Annotated in this window: 14 protein-coding genes and 1 pseudogene; 9 read left to right on the top strand and 6 right to left on the bottom strand. The window is 43.9% G+C overall.

Annotated features, from left to right (window positions below; translation table 11 throughout):
* The first annotated feature begins 22 nt into the window (after positions 1-22).
* The 3 genes from BMX56_RS13645 to BMX56_RS13635 all read left to right on the top strand — a co-directional run bounded on the left by BMX56_RS13645 (position 23) and on the right by BMX56_RS13635 (position 2,387).
* Positions 23-511, top strand: a complete 489-nt coding sequence (locus BMX56_RS13645) for a group II truncated hemoglobin (protein ID WP_090648536.1) — start codon at positions 23-25, stop codon at positions 509-511.
* A 216-nt stretch (positions 512-727) separates the two neighbouring features.
* Positions 728-1,516 (top strand): diadenylate cyclase CdaA, encoded by a 789-nt coding sequence (cdaA, locus tag BMX56_RS13640; protein ID WP_090648530.1) that lies wholly within the window; start codon positions 728-730, stop codon positions 1,514-1,516.
* Between the two features lie 37 nt (positions 1,517-1,553).
* Positions 1,554-2,387: a sterol desaturase family protein gene (locus BMX56_RS13635; protein ID WP_090648525.1), complete on the top strand. Its 834-nt coding sequence runs from the start codon at positions 1,554-1,556 to the stop codon at positions 2,385-2,387.
* Positions 2,388-2,676: 289 nt separating this feature from the next.
* Here BMX56_RS13635 and BMX56_RS13630 read toward each other — a convergent pair whose 3' ends face one another.
* A complete protein-coding gene (locus BMX56_RS13630) occupies positions 2,677-3,036 on the bottom strand; it encodes a hypothetical protein (RefSeq protein ID WP_090648520.1) in 360 nt (119 codons plus the stop codon).
* A gap of 195 nt (positions 3,037-3,231) precedes the next feature.
* Between BMX56_RS13630 and frr the strand changes: the two genes are divergently transcribed.
* Both frr and BMX56_RS13620 read left to right on the top strand, forming a co-directional pair.
* Positions 3,232-3,795, top strand: coding sequence for a ribosome recycling factor (gene frr / locus BMX56_RS13625; protein ID WP_090649487.1), 564 nt, complete (start codon positions 3,232-3,234; stop codon positions 3,793-3,795).
* 73 nt (positions 3,796-3,868) lie between these two features.
* A complete protein-coding gene (locus tag BMX56_RS13620) occupies positions 3,869-5,626 on the top strand; it encodes an ABC transporter ATP-binding protein (protein ID WP_090649484.1) in 1,758 nt (585 codons plus the stop codon).
* Between the two features lie 83 nt (positions 5,627-5,709).
* Here BMX56_RS13620 and truA read toward each other — a convergent pair whose 3' ends face one another.
* A complete protein-coding gene (gene truA, locus BMX56_RS13615; protein ID WP_090648516.1) occupies positions 5,710-6,513 on the bottom strand; it encodes a tRNA pseudouridine(38-40) synthase TruA in 804 nt (267 codons plus the stop codon).
* Positions 6,514-6,709: 196 nt separating this feature from the next.
* On the opposite strand from truA, the gene BMX56_RS30170 reads away from it, so the two are divergent.
* Together BMX56_RS30170 and xth are read left to right on the top strand one after the other, a co-directional pair.
* A complete protein-coding gene (locus BMX56_RS30170; RefSeq protein ID WP_177183807.1) occupies positions 6,710-6,886 on the top strand; it encodes a hypothetical protein in 177 nt (58 codons plus the stop codon).
* An 89-nt stretch (positions 6,887-6,975) separates the two neighbouring features.
* Positions 6,976-7,752: an exodeoxyribonuclease III gene (gene xth / locus BMX56_RS13610; protein ID WP_090648511.1), complete on the top strand. Its 777-nt coding sequence runs from the start codon at positions 6,976-6,978 to the stop codon at positions 7,750-7,752.
* Between the two features lie 223 nt (positions 7,753-7,975).
* Here xth and BMX56_RS13605 read toward each other — a convergent pair whose 3' ends face one another.
* The 3 genes from BMX56_RS13605 to BMX56_RS13595 form a co-directional block, all read right to left on the bottom strand.
* Complete coding sequence (locus tag BMX56_RS13605) at positions 7,976-8,428, bottom strand: pyridoxamine 5'-phosphate oxidase family protein (RefSeq protein ID WP_090648506.1); 453 nt, start codon at positions 8,426-8,428, stop codon at positions 7,976-7,978.
* Position 8,429: 1 nt separating this feature from the next.
* Positions 8,430-8,978, bottom strand: a complete 549-nt coding sequence (locus BMX56_RS13600) for a flavodoxin domain-containing protein (protein WP_090648501.1) — start codon at positions 8,976-8,978, stop codon at positions 8,430-8,432.
* Positions 8,979-9,308: 330 nt separating this feature from the next.
* The gene (locus tag BMX56_RS13595; protein WP_090648497.1) at positions 9,309-10,178 is read right to left on the bottom strand and encodes an alpha/beta hydrolase; all 870 of its coding nucleotides are present in this window, start codon (positions 10,176-10,178) and stop codon (positions 9,309-9,311) included.
* A 274-nt stretch (positions 10,179-10,452) separates the two neighbouring features.
* On the opposite strand from BMX56_RS13595, the gene BMX56_RS13590 reads away from it, so the two are divergent.
* Positions 10,453-11,118 carry a peptidylprolyl isomerase gene (locus BMX56_RS13590; protein WP_090649482.1) on the top strand — a complete coding sequence of 222 codons (666 nt, stop codon included), beginning with the start codon at positions 10,453-10,455 and terminating at the stop codon, positions 11,116-11,118.
* A 118-nt stretch (positions 11,119-11,236) separates the two neighbouring features.
* Here the strand turns inward: BMX56_RS13590 and BMX56_RS13585 are convergent, their stop codons facing one another.
* Positions 11,237-12,598, bottom strand: coding sequence for a pyridoxal-phosphate dependent enzyme (locus BMX56_RS13585; protein ID WP_090648493.1), 1,362 nt, complete (start codon positions 12,596-12,598; stop codon positions 11,237-11,239).
* A 239-nt stretch (positions 12,599-12,837) separates the two neighbouring features.
* Between BMX56_RS13585 and BMX56_RS13580 the strand changes: the two are divergent.
* Positions 12,838-16,683: pseudogene (locus tag BMX56_RS13580) on the top strand (carboxypeptidase-like regulatory domain-containing protein); the annotation flags it as partial.
* Positions 16,684-16,721 lie beyond the last annotated feature (38 nt).

Genomic DNA, 16,721 nt, shown 5'->3' with positions numbered 1-16,721 from the left:
TGAATATAACGGCTTAAATAATATGGCAGCTAATAAAATCCCTTCGCTTTTTGAATGGGCCGGCGGTATGCAGGCTTTTGTAACTCTGTTTGATAAATTTTATGACAAGGTTTTGGCCGACGAATTACTGGAGCCTGTATTTAAACACATGTCGGCTCAACACCGTATGCATGTGGCCCATTTTGTTGCCGAAGTTTTGGGCGGCCCTAAAACTTACAGCGAGGAGGAGGGCAGCCATTTTATCATGATAAGCAAGCACTTGCAAAAATACCTGACCGAGGCGCACCGCAAACGCTGGATGGAACTACTGCTGGAAACTGCCGACGAATTACAACTGCCGGACGATCCCGAATTCCGATCGGCATTTTTGGCTTACCTGGAGTGGGGTACGCGCATTGCGGTTATCAACTCAAAAGAAAGCGAAGCAACCGAGGCTGCCAACGCGCCGATGCCAGCCTGGGGATGGGGTGTGCCGGGTGGGCCGTATATACCAGGCGATGTTATTAAGTAAGCAACAACAGATGTGTAAATAATATCGAACAATGAATTTCGAATGTCCGACACCGAAGTTTCTGTTCGTTATTAGGCATTGGATATTCGGTGTTGGATATTCAAACCCTTCTAACTTTCTTAACTTAGTAACTTACCTACGGCACACTAATTTATTTGCGGCACGCCAATGTTTCATCAGCACTTTTTAACTTGCCGAAACTTGTTAACTTCGTAAATGCAATCCTTTTTAAGCAGCCTTAAAATTACGCCGTTTGCCATACTGGATATCCTGTTGCTGGCAACCATTATTTACCAGCTTTATAACCTCCTTCGGGGAACCATAGCAGCAAACATTTTTATTGGGCTTGCATTTATATATCTGTTGTATTTCATTGTGCCCGAAACAAAAATGCCCTTGCTGGCGGGCATCCTGAAAAAGGTAGTGGATGTGGGTATTATTATCGTAATCATCGTATTTCAGCAGGAGATCAGGAAATTTTTACTATTGGTGGGCAAAAATGCTTCCTTGCAACGCAATAAGGCCTGGTGGCAGTATTTTTTTGGCAAAAAGGAAGTGGAGAAAAACAACTACGCCCGTATTAAGCCTATTATTGATGCCTGCAAAAGCATGAAGCAGACCCGCACAGGCGCCCTCATTGTATTTGCCAAATATTATGATGAGCAGTTTTACCAAAATAGTTGCGAGGTTGTAGAAGCCCGGATCTCCAAACGCCTGCTGGAAAGTATTTTTCAAAAAACGAGCCCGCTGCATGACGGGGCTGTAGTAATTGCTGAAAATAAAATTAAATCGGCCAGCTGTATTTTACCACTGACTGAAAAAACAGACCTGCCCGCTCAATTTGGCCTGCGACACCGTGCCGGTATTGGTGTAACCGAAGCCAACGAAGCTACTGCCATCATTATATCCGAAGAAACCGGCGAGATCTCTTATGCCAAGCAGGGCCGCGTTAAAATGAATATCAGCTTCGCAGAGCTGGAAAAACTGCTGAATAAGGATTTTTAAGCTATATAAATTGTCATTTTTAAACGTTTAATGAGAGATGTTTAAAAGCTTCAGCATAGATGATTTGATCGCCATATCCAACGTTTTACTCCGGTTGGCTGTGCGGTACCTGTTATTTGCAGGCTCATTTTACCTGGTATTTTATGTGTGGAAGAATAAAACCATCTGGCGCGCCAAAATACAGCAGCGATATCCCGAAAATAAGCACGTAATCCGCGAGTTGGTGAACTCCTTTATCACTATTATTATCTTCGGCCTGGTTATCATGAGTGTTATCTATGCCAGTAAAGCTGGCTTAACCCGTATTTATCCCAATATCAGCGATAAAGGATGGGGCTATTACCTTTTTAGTATTGTGCTGATGATATTGATGCACGATACCTATTTTTATTGGTCACACCGTGCTATGCACTGGAAGCCTTTATTTAAAGCGATACATAAAACCCATCACCTATCTACTAACCCAACGCCATTTGCAGCGTATGCTTTCCACCCGCTGGAGGCTGGTATCGAAGTAGGCATTGTGCCCCTGATAGCTTTCACCATCCCGTACCATGGTACAGCGTTAACTTTGTTCTCCTTATATTCCTTATTGCTCAATGTAACCGGTCACCTGGGTTTCGAGCTTTTTCCGAAAGGTTTTGCCAGCCATAAGCTATTTAAATGGCATAATACATCAACCCACCATAACATGCATCACCGCTTGGTTAAATGCAACTACGGGCTGTATTTTAACATCTGGGACAGGCTAATGGGCACTAATCACCCTGATTACGAGAAAAGTTTTAATGAAGTGGTTAAAAAACGGGGAGCGGCTGTTGTGGACGAAGCTAACAAGGGTGTGTTGATGGCTGAAGAACAGGCGAGGTAGTTTTCCTTGCATACTTTAATTTCAAGGCGCGAAGGCCTGCCATCCTGAGTGGTAAAATTTGCGAAATTCTGAAGGGGAATGATATATAAAATAAAAAACCGTCATCCTGAGGTACGAAGGATCTATTCGCGAACTTTTCTATCGGTTATGCACAGTTGATAGGTCGTTCGTACCTCAAGGATGCCAGAAAAATTGGACAACCCTGGATAACGTTAATCCCTGGCATTTCGTAAATTTTGCAACCCGCGTAACGTTGTTTTTTACCTCATAAAAACCTTTTACAACAATATTACGGCATTGATTTTGCCAAACTATCCAACTTTGGCGATCCATATCCTTTTATCAGCATGGTATAATGCATCCCTGGCTCATCGGTTTTTATTACGGGCATCCTATCGGTACTTGATACTTTAACAACCGGCATCAAATAGCGCATAGGTTGGGTATCAGGCATTTGCAGTGCGCTGCCCGATAAAAGACCTTTTAACTGCGGTGATACAGGTTTTGTTGCAAAAAAGTTAGTAGCTGTTTTTGGCTTTAAAGTGGGACTCCAGGTAATTTTATTGCTAAAAAAAGGATTAAGTGATATCTGCGCTTTTAACTGACTTACACATGTGGCCAAAATGATAATTAACAGTATTTTTTTCATAGCTGTAATAGGTTTACACTAAGATAAATACAAATGGGCATTATAAATGTTAAAAAAAGTTATTTAACATTTATAGCTAAAAACATACCTGCAAAAATTACGTTAGTTGGCAAACCATGGCGGGCACCAAATGATAAAACAGATGGCCTGCTGTTAAATGGTAGATTTTATTATTTTTGTGAAAAATTTAAACCGATGAGCGAACTCATTAAAAAACAAGTTACTGATGCAAAGGCATCCATGGAAAGGGCCATTGAGCATGCCGATAACGAATTAAATAAAATACGTGCCGGTAAAGCAAGCCCATCAATGCTGGATGATGTTACGGTTGATTATTACGGTACTGCAACCCCTTTAAGCCAGGTGGGTAGCGTAAACACCCCTGATGCCCGCACAATTATTATACAACCCTGGGAAAAATCGTTGCTTGCCCCTATAGAAAAAGCAATTATAGCGGCTAACCTTGGCGTTAACCCGCAAAACGATGGTATCATCATCCGTATTAACGTACCGCCGTTAACAGAAGAGCGCCGCCGCGATTTGGTTAAAAAAGCAAAAGGCGAAGCCGAAACCGGTAAAATCGCTATCCGCAACATCCGTAAAGATGCCAATGAGAAGATCAAAAAATTGAAATCGGAAGGCGTGTCTGAAGATGAAATAAAAGTAGGTGAAGCCGAAATTCAAAAGTTGACCGATGCTTATATCATCAAAGTAGATCAGCTTTCTGATGCCAAGGAAAAAGATATCATGACGGTTTAATATTAACCTTATGTCAAATTAAAAGGGAATGAGCTACTTAGCCATTCCCTTTTTTTATTTTTACCGCCGAAACATGAATATACTAATTTCTTACCTGAAAAAGCACCGCTGGATAGTGGTGATGGCGCTGTTTCTGGCTGCCATGAATATAGGCTTTTCGCTCCTTGATCCCTGGATAACAGGACGAATTGTAGACCGCGTTATTGAAAAACGCGGCACCCTTCATTACGATGAGTACCTGCGCCAGGTATTAACGCTGGTTGGTGCTGCTATTGGCGTAGCTATGGTATCGCGTATAGCAAAAAATTTCCAGGATTATTTTACCAATATTATTACCCAAAAGGTTGGTGCAGCAATGTACGCCGATGGCCTGAAACATTCGTTAGAGCTGCCTTACCAGGTTTTTGAAGATCAGCGCAGCGGCGAAACCCTCGGTATTTTACAAAAAGTCCGGTTAGATTGCGAAAAATTTATCACCTCGTTCATTGGTATATTATTTGTATCTCTTATAGGGATGGTGTTTGTAATTGTATATTCGGTAAGTGTAAATTACCAGGTAACATTAGTATATTTTGCAGCTATACCCATCATCACTTTTGTGAGCATGGCCATGAGTCGCAAGATAAAGACGATTCAAAAGAAGATAGTATCTGAAACCACGGCACTCGCCGGTTCCACCACCGAATCATTAAGGAACATTGAATTGGTAAAAAGCCTTGGTTTGGCCAAACAGGAAATAGAAAGGCTTAATAGCACTACCTACAAAATCCTCGACCTGGAGCTAAAAAAAGTTAAATACGTACGCAGCATGAGCTTTGTACAGGGTACCACCGTAAATTTTGTGCGGAGCGTAATGGTGGTTGTGCTATTGATGCTGATATTTAAGGGTTCATTATCGCCGGGCCAATATTTTAGCTTTTTGTTTTACTCCTTCTTTTTGTTTAACCCATTACAGGAGTTGGGCAACGTAATCCTGTCATGGCGCGAAGCAGAGGTTTCCTTAGGTAATTTCAAAGGCATTTTAAGTACGCCTATTGATAAAAAGCCCGAAAAACCGGTAATGGTAGAGAAAGTTAACACGCTAACCTTCAGCAATGTTACTTTTAAACATTTAACCGCCAACCGCAACGCGCTTAACCACATTAGTTTTGAAACCAATACCGGCGAAACCATTGCTTTTGTTGGCCCATCAGGCTCGGGTAAAACTACGCTGGTAAAGCTGTTGGTTGGTTTGTACCAGCCTTTGGAGGGTGATGTTTTATACAACAACATTTTAAGCAAAGAGATTGATCTTGATCAGCTGCGCGAAAAAATTGGCTTTGTAACCCAGGATACCCAACTATTTTCAGGTACCATCCGCGAGAACCTGCTGTTTGTTCGCCCGGATGCTACAGACGAAGAATGTATGAACGTATTGCAACGTGCCGCCTGCCAAACCCTGCTTGCAAGGGCCGATAAAGGCCTGAGCACCGTTATTGGCGAGGGTGGCGTAAAAGTATCGGGCGGCGAGAAACAACGCCTCTCGATAGCCCGTGCGCTGTTACGCAAGCCCGACATCCTGGTATTTGATGAAGCAACGTCATCCCTGGATTCTATCACCGAAGAGGAGATCACCGAAACCATACGTAACGTATCTGAAAACGAAAATCATATCACCATATTAATAGCCCACCGTTTATCCACAATTATGCATGCCGATTGTATTTATGTGTTAGAAAAAGGCCGCATCATTGAATCCGGCCGTCACCTCGATTTGATAAGCCAAAAGGGCCTATATTATGCCATGTGGAGGCAACAAATAGGAGAAAAGATTACCGCGGAAGTGGAGTAAGGGTTATTTGCAAGCGATTTTTAAACCATTGCTGTCAGGCAGTCGCTTATCAAGGCTATAGATATCGTTCAGGGTTTTAGTGGCTAATATTTCACTTCTGTTAAATATAACCCGCAGGCCGGTACGCTCATACCCGCATTTGAGCGGTTTTTGCTTTCAATAATTTGCTTTACGGCTTCGGGTGGTATTTCTTTACGGCCAACCATCATCAGTGTACCTACTATGGCGCGTACCATGTTGCGCAAAAATCTATCGGCCGAAATATGGAATACCATGCCCTGTTCTGTTTGCACCCATTCGGCACGGCTTATTTTGCAGTTATTGGTTTTTACCTGGGTATTTGATTTACTGAAACAGCTAAAATCAATATAGTCCATCATCATAGCCGCAGCCTTGTTCATCAATTCCAGATCCGGCACATCGCGCAGCTGCCAGGAATATCCCCTTAAAAACGGGTCTTTATTAAAATGGACGTGGTACTGGTACGACCGCAACGTTGCATCGAACCGGGCATGCGCATCGGGACTCACAGCGATGATGTTTTTAATCGCGATATCAGCAGGCAGGATTGAATTGAGGCTGCGGATTTTAAGTCCATAGTCTATGGTCAATAGTCCATGGCTCTTTTCGGTCTCATAACCATGGTCTATGGACAATGGACTATCGACAACCTCTTCAACCACATCAAAATGAGCAAAAAACTCCTTGGCGTGTACGCCAGTATCCGTGCGCCCGCAACCTGTTGTTTCGATGGGTTGGCGCAGAATGGTGCTTAGCGCTTTGTTTAGCGCTTCCTGAACGCTGTGGGCATTTTGTTGCACCTGCCACCCATGATAGGCGGTGCCATCATAAGCCAATTCAATAAAGTAGCGTTGTTTAGTCGTCACGCAGCAAAGTTAATTATTATCGCGGGGTTGCGGTTTCGTAATTTGGTCAAAGTATCCGGTAGTTGAAAACACTGGCAGCGTTCCACCAAAAAAATAAATCAAAATACATCTCAAGGCCCGCTACCCAAACTTTCTATCCCCCTAACCTCCTGTAACAAACCATCGGGAACGCAATCTTAATATAAAAAATACTACCATGATCATTGTAAAAACCGACTCTTTTAGTACCCCGGCCCGGTTGGCGCTTTTTATAAACGAAAACAATATTAAACGCGAGGACATCCTGAGCATCACCGATGGCGCGCGTGGCTTAACCATCTTTTTCCACGGCGATTCGGAGATTGAAGAGATCACGCACGGATTATTCTCATAGCCGCAGTTTTATACAAATAATTTCAGCTTTTAACTAATTATGGTTTAATTTTCGCTAACTTTTTTACAAAAAAATCCAATTTTTACCACATGAAAATTGCCACCTATAATGTTAACGGTGTAAATGGCCGCCTGCCGGTGCTGCTGCGCTGGCTTGCCGAAACCGCGCCCGATGTGGTTTGCCTGCAGGAACTAAAGGCCCCCCAGGATAAATTCCCGTTGGAGGCCATTACCGGTGCCGGCTACAACGCCATATGGCATGGCCAAAAAAGCTGGAACGGCGTAGCCATCCTGGCCCGTAACAACTACGAAATTAAAGAGCTACGCAAGGGCCTGCCCGGCGATCCGGACGACGAGCACAGCCGTTACATTGAAGCCTTTATAAACGGCATCGTTATTGGCTGCCTGTACCTGCCCAACGGCAACCCCGCCCCCGGCCCCAAACTGGATTATAAGCTGCGCTGGTTCGAACGCCTCACCAGTCACGCATCGGGCCTGCTGGCGCATGGTGTGCCCGCCATAATTACGGGCGACTATAACGTAATGCCTACCGAACTGGATGTTTACAAACCTGAGCGCTGGCTGGATGATGCCCTCTTTCGCCCCGAAGTGCGCCTGGCCTTCAAAAACCTGGTCGACCAGGGCTGGACGGACGCCATCCGTAAACTATACCCCACCGAGGTAATCTATACCTTTTTCGATTATTTCCGCGACGCCTATGGCCGTAATGCGGGACTGCGTATCGACCATTTCCTGCTGAGCCCACATGTTGCCGACCGCCTGCAATCCGCCGGCGTAGACCGTAATGTACGCGGCTGGGAAAAAACCAGCGACCATTGCCCGGTATGGATTGAAATTGGAGAATAGTATCAAGTAGCAAGATAGCTGCATGAAAAAGTATCAAGTTGCAACTATCAGGTATCAAGAAAGCTACGGTAATATATCCGGCCATAAACCTGCCATTGCGGGGAACGAAGCAATGACATAAATTAAATTTAAAACAACACTAACAACCATCAACTTACAAACACGTAGTTATAAGCACAATGCAGCCATGCCCCCTAAAAATTCCTGGCAAGGCGATCCCGCGTCAACTTCGTTCAAACCGGCCGGTTTTATTAACCAGCACAATTTTGTATAAAATGAGGTCGAGTTTGGTGCCGATATCCTCTTCTTTTTCTGCTAAACCGTGGGAAGGATGATGTGCCGCTTTTTCGGCAAAAGGCATCAAGCGGTGGGTAATAGCCATCATGGCCTGCTCCTTTTCTGTAATATCGGTAATCTCTTCAAACCGTCCCCAGGCAATCACGCTTTGCCAGTTAAAAATGGTTTTAATCTCATCTACCTGGAAACATACCCGCGGGTTCTTGCGCATCATCTCCATCTTTTTACCCATTGTGCTGTGCCCAATAACCTGTTTTCCATCGTAAACATAATTCACCGGCACAATATAGGGTACGCCGGCCTCTGTACAGGCAATGCGGCCGGTAATTTGCCTTTTAAGCAGAGCTTCAATCTGCCCATCATTTAGTGTTCCTAACATTTCAGTATTTATCTGTTAAGCCGGCGCCCATTACCATTTCTGCATTACATTCTTTACCTACTGCTGCAATCAGGCCTTGCAAACTCTTTTGATCCATATGGTCAAACCCATGGCTCATAACAGCTTTCTTTCGGGGATCTTTTTGCAGCATGGCGCCCATTTTTAAAACAAGGCGGTCTATCCACGATAGCTTGGAAACAATGCACCGCCCCGGCAAAAAGAATACTCCTGTTGTTTTCCTGAACCCAGGGTCCAGGTTGTTGTCCAGCAACTTTTGCTGCTCTTCCTTATCTTCGGCCGATGTACCGCACACAATAAATAAAAACAGCTTCTTCCCTGCCAGTAAGTCAGGGTTCCGTTTCAGCCATTTACCAATGGTTAATTTACCAACGTAAACCGAGCTGCCCAAAATCACCAGGTCATAACAGGCAAGTATAGTGGGCGTAACCTCGACTGCTTTCAAAAATGGCATGTGCAGCGCACCGGCCAGCCATTGCGCATACTGCGCTGTTGCCCCGTATTTACCCTGATATATAATAATTCCATTCATGGCTTCCCCTGGTTTTTATTTCGGCAATTTAGGTAAGCCTATCTTTGCAGAAAATGACCAGTGTCACCGGAATAGCTGATGGACGTCATCTCTTTTAGTATCAGGTATCAAAATAGCTGCATGAAAAAGTATCAAGTCGCAAGTATCAAGTATCAAGACAGCTGCGGTAACATATTCAGTCATAAACCTATGTTATTGCGAGCGCAGCACGGCAATCGCGACTGTGCAAGCCAGTCATCAGGTCACAAAATCATATAGTAATGCCCCTTACCCCGAAGAACACTACCAACCGGTACTCCCCGCTCAAAAAATCTTATTACTTGATACCAACTACCTGATACTACTCATTACTTTTTGAAAGAAAAGGAACTGATAGGATACGGCGTTGCTCCAGTAGGGCCATTCGTGTTTGCCGGGGCGTTCGGTATATTCGTGGGGTGTTCCGTTGGCTAATAGCAGTTGGTGTAGTTCGCGGTTGGGTTTAATCATGATGTCGTCAAACCCGCAATCAAAAATCAGCTTTACATCGTTGGTTTTCATTTTATCGGCCAGGCCCACGGCAGAGTATTCGCGGTATGGGTTGGCGGCATCTTTTGGCGGGCCAAGCAAATGTTCGAAATTTTTATTGCGCAATTGGGCAAATTCTGCCGGAACGTTCCAGGTGGCAGTATTAATGTTCATTACGCCGCTCATGCTGCCGGCGGCGCAGTATAATTCGGGGTGGCGTGCCGATAGGTACATGGCGCCGTGGCCCCCCATAGACAGGCCGGCGATGCCCCTCCCCTTCCTGTCTTTTATAGTGCGGTAGGTGCCGTCTATTTTTTCTACCAGTTCTTTGGTTATAAAGGTTTCGTACTGGCTGCTTTTATCCAGGGGACTATCAAAATAATAGCTCATCAGCCCGGCATCGGGAGTAACTATGATAAAATTATACTGGTCGGCAAGTTTGTGCAGCAGCAGCTTATCGTCGGTTTTTGACAGCCAGTCGCGGTAATTGCCCTGGCCGCCATGCAGCAGGTAAATCACCGGGTAGTTTTGTTGCGTGGTTTTGTATGACTGGGGCAGCACCACAGCAGCTTTAATGTTTTTTTGCATAACCTGGCTTTGTATATCCAGCGTATCTACGCCGGCAGCAAAACTGTTAAAACAGCCAAACATTACGCAGACAATCACAATAGAAAACAACACATATTTTTTCATAGCTGAACCAGTTAAAGGCTGATTTTTTGATAATTTGAAACAAGCCCTCTCCCACCTGTTCCCGGTTATATGGGCTTAACGGCCCCTTTGCCCGATGCGTAAATATAACCAAATACCATTTACATTTAACACCATACCGCCGCTCAGGCGCTATTGAAAGACTGGATCATTTTATAGTATAAGGCATCAAAATAAATTGCCAACGAAGCGCAGTTTTTTAGTTAAATTAGTAAGCAGGAAACCGTACTTATTGGTTTCTGTAAACTTTACCAACTTGAAAAAATCGCTAATCCTGTTTGCCGCTTTGTTATGCTTCTGCCTGAGTGCATTTGCCCAGCCAAAAAACACGTATGTAAAAATAGAAACGCCACAGGGATGGTGTATTGTAAAACTGTACAACCAAACACCGATGCACCGCGATAATTTTATTAAACTGGTTAAAAGCCATTATTTTGATGCCACCACCTTTAACCGGATACTGAAAGGTTTTGTGATACAGGGCGGCGACCCGGATTCGTTATATGATAAAGGGCGCACCTTAAAACCCGAAATGAAATGGATAGCACCGGAATTTGCGGCCGACCTGTACCATCGCCGGGGAGTGGTGGCCATGGGCCGGGATGCCAACAAAACCGAATCATCCTACACCACCCAATTTTACATGGTAGATGGCCGCACCTGGACCAACGACGAGCTGGATGCCATCGAAAAAAAGTACAACACCCACTTTACCGAAGCCCGGCGCAACACTTACCGCACCATTGGCGGAACGCCTTTTCTTGATGGACACTATACCGTTTTTGGCGAAATAGTAAAAGGCATTGAATTGATAAACCAGCTAACCGCCGTAACTGTTGACAAGAACGGCAACCCTGCCATACCCGTTTGGATGAAACTGACTGTGCTTACCACACAGGAGGTTGCAAAGGCTTTAAAATAGGGGTATCGAACCGAAATAACGAAATGTTAGCGGAGGTCCCGAGAAAATATAAACTAAAAAAGGTGCCATGCCCAAGCATAACACCTTCTAAAAATATTACTACTTGATACTATGCTATCTAAGCTGATATTGCATTTATAATATCATACTGCGTAATAATCTCAATCTTACCGTCTTCGCTTTCAACCAGTACGGCAATGTTTTCCTTATTGATCATGCCCGAGATGCGGTCGATAGAGGTATTCAGATCAACAAACGGGAACGGCGCGGTGGTAATATTTTTAACCGGCTGCGATTTGATGGATGGGTTCTCTAACAGCGAATTCAGGATATCGCTTTCGGTTATCTTACCTATTACCATGCCTTTTTGCGTAACCGGGATTTGCGAGATATTGAGCGATTTAATGGTGTTGATAGCTTCCAGCACCGATTTTTCACAGTCGATGGTGATAATTTCCTGTACATCTTTTTTGCCGATGATGTCGCGGGCGGTAAGTTTGCCGTCTTTCAGGAAACCGCGATCGCGCAGCCAGTCGTCGTTGTACATTTTGCCCAGGTAGCGGGTACCATGATCGGGGAAGATGATCACTACCACATCGCCCTCTTTAAACCTGTCTTTCATTTGCAGTGTACCAGCCACTGCCGATCCTGTAGAGTTACCGGCGAAGATGCCTTCTTTACGGGCAATTTCGCGGGTCATGAGGGCTGCGTCTTTATCGGTTACTTTTTCAAAGTGGTCTATCAGGCTAAAATCAACGTTTTGCGGTAAAAAGTCTTCACCAATGCCTTCGGTGATGTACGGGTAAATCTCGTTTTTATCCATAATACCGGTTTCCTTGTATTTTTTAAATACCGAGCCGTAGGTATCAATGCCTAAAACCTGGATGTTTGGGTTCTTCTCTTTCAAATAGCGGGCTGTACCCGAAATGGTGCCGCCGGTGCCCACCCCTACTACAAGGTGTGTAATTTTACCTTCGGTTTGCTCCCAAATTTCGGGGCCGGTTTGCTCATAGTGCGCCTGCGAGTTGCTCAGGTTATCGTACTGGTTGGGCTTCCAGGAATTAGGCACCTCGCGCTCCAAACGCGATGATACCGAGTAATACGACCGCGGATCTTCCGGCTCAACATTGGTTGGGCAAACAATTACCTCAGCACCAAAGGCGCGCAGGGCATCAAATTTTTCTTTTGATTGTTTATCGGTACTGGTAAAAATGCACTTGTAGCCTTTTATCACCGCCGCAATAGCCAGGCCCATGCCGGTATTGCCCGATGTACCTTCAATAATGGTACCGCCGGGCTTTAGTTTACCGCTTTTTTCGGCATCCTCAATCATTTTAAGGGCCATACGGTCCTTAATGGAGTTGCCGGGGTTGGTTGTTTCTATTTTGGCCAAAACCGTTGCCGGGATGTCTTTGGTTACCTTATTTAACTTAACCAGCGGCGTGTGGCCAATGGTTTCTAATATATTGTTATACCACATAAAATTAAAAATCTACTAATCCGGTGTACTAAGCGGGATTACGGCTCAAAAATAGTTTTTATAAACTGAACTTTCTTTATGGAAAAGTAAATAGATGTGCATCATGTGGGAGTAATGAGTGGTGAGTTCTGAGTTTTGAGTTTTAAAAAGTCCGTTACGCGCTTCATACCTAAAATTCATGACCCGACACATCCAACTTTGAGCTTAAGACCGTCATTAAACAATTAACTTAACCCATTATGTTATCACTTTATAAAAAGATTTTATTGCTAACCATTGTTCCGTGCTTTATTGTGGGACATGTATTAGGGCAAAAACTGCTTACCCCAAGCAGGCAAAGCAGTTTTTACACCTATATCTATAAAATTGGGCCTGACGATGTACTCCGGTTTTACAAGTACCCCAGCCGGCAGCCCGACGAAAACATACTGCATAATCCGGTTGACTCCTTTAAAACCGACGATAGCTGGAAAAACAATCTCCCGGCAGGTAATTATTTAAAGGTGTATGTACAAAAAAACAAATTGTGGTATAAACTGATTGAAAACCGCTCGGCTTATTTAAAGGTGATGCGTAATAATTATGACCTGCGTTTTATTTTAACCGATAAACAAGGCAGCCCTATTAATAACGCCGTTGTAACGTTTAATAATAAAATGGTAGCCTATGATGCCCAAAACGGCTTATATGTAGCCAATCAATCAAAAAAAGACACCGTATTAAAGGTTGATTACGCCGGGGTTAGCAACTATTTTTCTGTTAAGCAGGAGAAACCTTACCAATATCGTCGCTACGGCAGGCAAAACAACTGGCTTAAGCGAAACTGGTACGCAGTGAAAAGGTTATTCAAAAAGCATTACAATTATCCGCAATCGTCGGCCTATAGCCACATGGGCTTCATAGTATTCAACAAAGCCATATATAAGCCAAACGATACCGTAAAATTCAAGGCCTATATATTAGGGCGAAAATCAAAACAAGCGATAAATGTCCCCCAATTACTGGTGCGGTTAAAGGAACGAAATGACAACGACGGTAAAGTTATTGGCAAGGTTAACGGCTACCGTAATGGAGCCTATGAATACAGCTTTGTTTTAAATGATAGCCTGAAACTTTCACTTGATGAGGATTATACCATTTCGCTGGAAGATCCATCGAGCCTTAAATATGATCTGGACAAATACGACGGCGATGACGAAAGGGCCTTTTTGGCGAAAAGAAAAGTTTATTTAACGGGCGATTTTAAATACGAGGAATACGAATTAAAATCAATTAAATTCAGTACCAGGGTTGATAAAACAGCGCATTCGCCAGGCAACCCGCCGGCACTTTACCTAAAGGCCGTTGACGAAAATAATTTACCTGTTGCCGATGGGCGGGTTACCATAACATTGCTTTCGCGGGGCACCAACCGGTTTCAACCGGAGCAACTTTTTGTACCCGATACTTTATGGACGCACAAAATGCCCCTCGACCCGGTTGGAGAAACCAAATTGATGATCCCCGATTCTATTTTCCCAAAAGCTGATATCAGCTACGAGATCAATTCCGATTTTTTAAACAGCAGCAATGAAAGCCAATCTGATGCAAATGAGATGAGCTATACATTTAACAGATATCACATAGAATCGAAATTAAACGGGGATACTTTAATAGCTACGTATCTTGATAACGGTAAAGAAACGCAAGCTACCGCCATCATCAGCGCCCTGGATGCCCAAAACGATACTATATCTAAAGTAAAGGTAATGCTGCCATCTAAAACCATCGTCAACCCCAATGCCTACAGTTATAATATTGAGGCCGATAGCGCATACAGCGATTTTGATTTGAAGGATAGCGAAAGCGGATTTTCCACATCGAGTTACCGCACCGCCGATTCGCTGTTTGTTAAAGTTGAAAATGAGCGCCATCTGCATTTCTGGTATTCCGTTTTCGCGGGGCAAAAACTGATAGATGGCGGACAGGCCGATAATCTTACCTATGCAAAGGCTTACAGCGGCAAAAACAATGTAAATTTCCTGTTTCATTATGTTTGGGCCGGCGAAAGTAAAACCCAGGCTGCCGATATCGTTTACCGCGATAAACTACTTACTATTAACGTGAAACAGCCGGTATCGGTATATCCGGGCCAGCGGGTTAAAACGGATATTGTGGTTACCGATAATGCAGGAAAACCCGTTGCCAATGCCGATTTAACGGCATGGGCCATGACCAGTAAATTCACCGATTATAAAGTACCCTTTGTACCATACATGGGTAAAATGTATCCCTACCGTAAGCCTAAAAAGCCTTTTAATATTCTGAAAACAGATGGCGAAGGCGCATTAAAACTAAACTGGAACCGCTGGGGCCGTGAAATTGGGTTGGACAGCATTACCTACTTCCAGTTTACTCACCCGGGTAAAATTTACCGGGTAGAAGAAAACATTGCAGATACAGTTACACAGGTGGCCCCCTTTGTGGTTAAAGATGGCGATATTTTGCCGGTACATATCCTTTATATCGATGGCAGGCCGGTTTACTTTGATCAAACCCAGCAACTGAAACGTTATAGCTTTGCAGTAACGCCGGGCAGGCACATGCTGCGTTTCAGGACCAGCCATCAAAACATTTGGGTTGATAGTATAATGGTGGAACGATCAAAAAAACTCATTATCAGCGTAAATGCAGCCAAGGCAAATTCGACCCCGGTATCTGATACGCTGAGCAGTTATGAATCGGACCTGATCAATAAATACCTGGTTACGGTGATCAACAATTTTGGCGTTAAAATGGCCCTTTTACAACAAAACGACAGGCTGTTTATGCTAAACCCACAAAGCGGTTACAGCAACAGCATTATTGCCGGGCCATTAGCCAATAACTTTGCGACGCTTGCCGTAACCGGAGAAAAAGACCGCCTGTTTGAAACCGAACCAAACTATAGCTACTTGTTCGAGCCGGGCTTGCTTAAACAAAAAAGCATCCCCACGGCTTATCCGTTCAACCCTGTCTTATCGTCTTATTTAGGCGAGCCGGATTACAGCCAGTTCGTGTTAAGTAAAAACGAAGCGACAGACATCTGGCAGCAATACCTCGACCTGCGCAGCAATACACAACTGCTGTTTAATAACGACTTGCCAAATGGTATTGGTGGTAAACTTATTTTTGAGGTTAACCAGCCTAAACACCACGGGTTACTGATAAAAAATGTGATCGTATACAAATATGACGACCCGGATTATATACAGATTTACCCTGGTATTACCACCAATATATACAATTTAGCGGCTGGAAACTACCGCATTATGTTTTTGCTAAAAGGCGATGTTTATGATATAAAAGAAAATATAAACATAAAAGCCTATGGCACCAACTATTACAAATTTGACATTTTGCCAATTCACCCTAAAGATTCGGTAAGCATCAAAATCAGTAATATCATTAACAACAGGACCGCCAGAAACGATTATAAGGATCATGCTATTGAAAATGATGCTTTAAAAATAAAAGAAGCCTTTAATGAAAAATATTTAAACACCGATAATTTTAGTAACGTAATGATGGGCATAGTTACCAGCCTTGAAGATAAATTGCCCATACCAGGCGTTAGTGTAAGGGTAAAAGGAACTGCAACAGGTGCCGTAACTGATATTAGCGGCCACTTTAGGCTTAGGGTACCAGCGAATGGTAAATTAGTGGTTAGCTTTATTGGTTACGAACAAAAAGAGATCGGCATTCAACCGGGAACTACCGTAAAAATAAGCCTGAAAGCATCAAGCAATGCGCTTAACGAAGTGGTGGTGGTTGGTTATGGCACGGTGTTAAAAAAAAACATGACCACATCAGTAACTACCTTTTCTGCCCAGCAAGGCCAGGCCGCTGGCCTGATGGTAACTGATGGCGCACCCGGTGGCGGCGTTAATATCATGATACGGGGAATGTCAACCCTGCCATCGGCCAAACCATTAATTGTACTTGATGGTGAAATTGTAGAGAGTATGGATGGTATGGACAAAGAAAGTATTGGTGAAATAAGCATATTGAAAGATGCTGCAGCTACCGGCATTTACGGCGCCCGAGCCGCCAACGGTGTAATTGTAATCAGGACTAAACCAAAGCCAGGTGCGCCTGTAAATAA

It is taken from the genome of Mucilaginibacter sp. OK283, from assembly GCF_900110415.1.
Taxonomy (GTDB): domain Bacteria; phylum Bacteroidota; class Bacteroidia; order Sphingobacteriales; family Sphingobacteriaceae; genus Mucilaginibacter.
The sequence above is the reverse complement of the archived record's forward strand: the minus strand, read 5'-3'. Positions and strand labels throughout refer to the sequence as shown.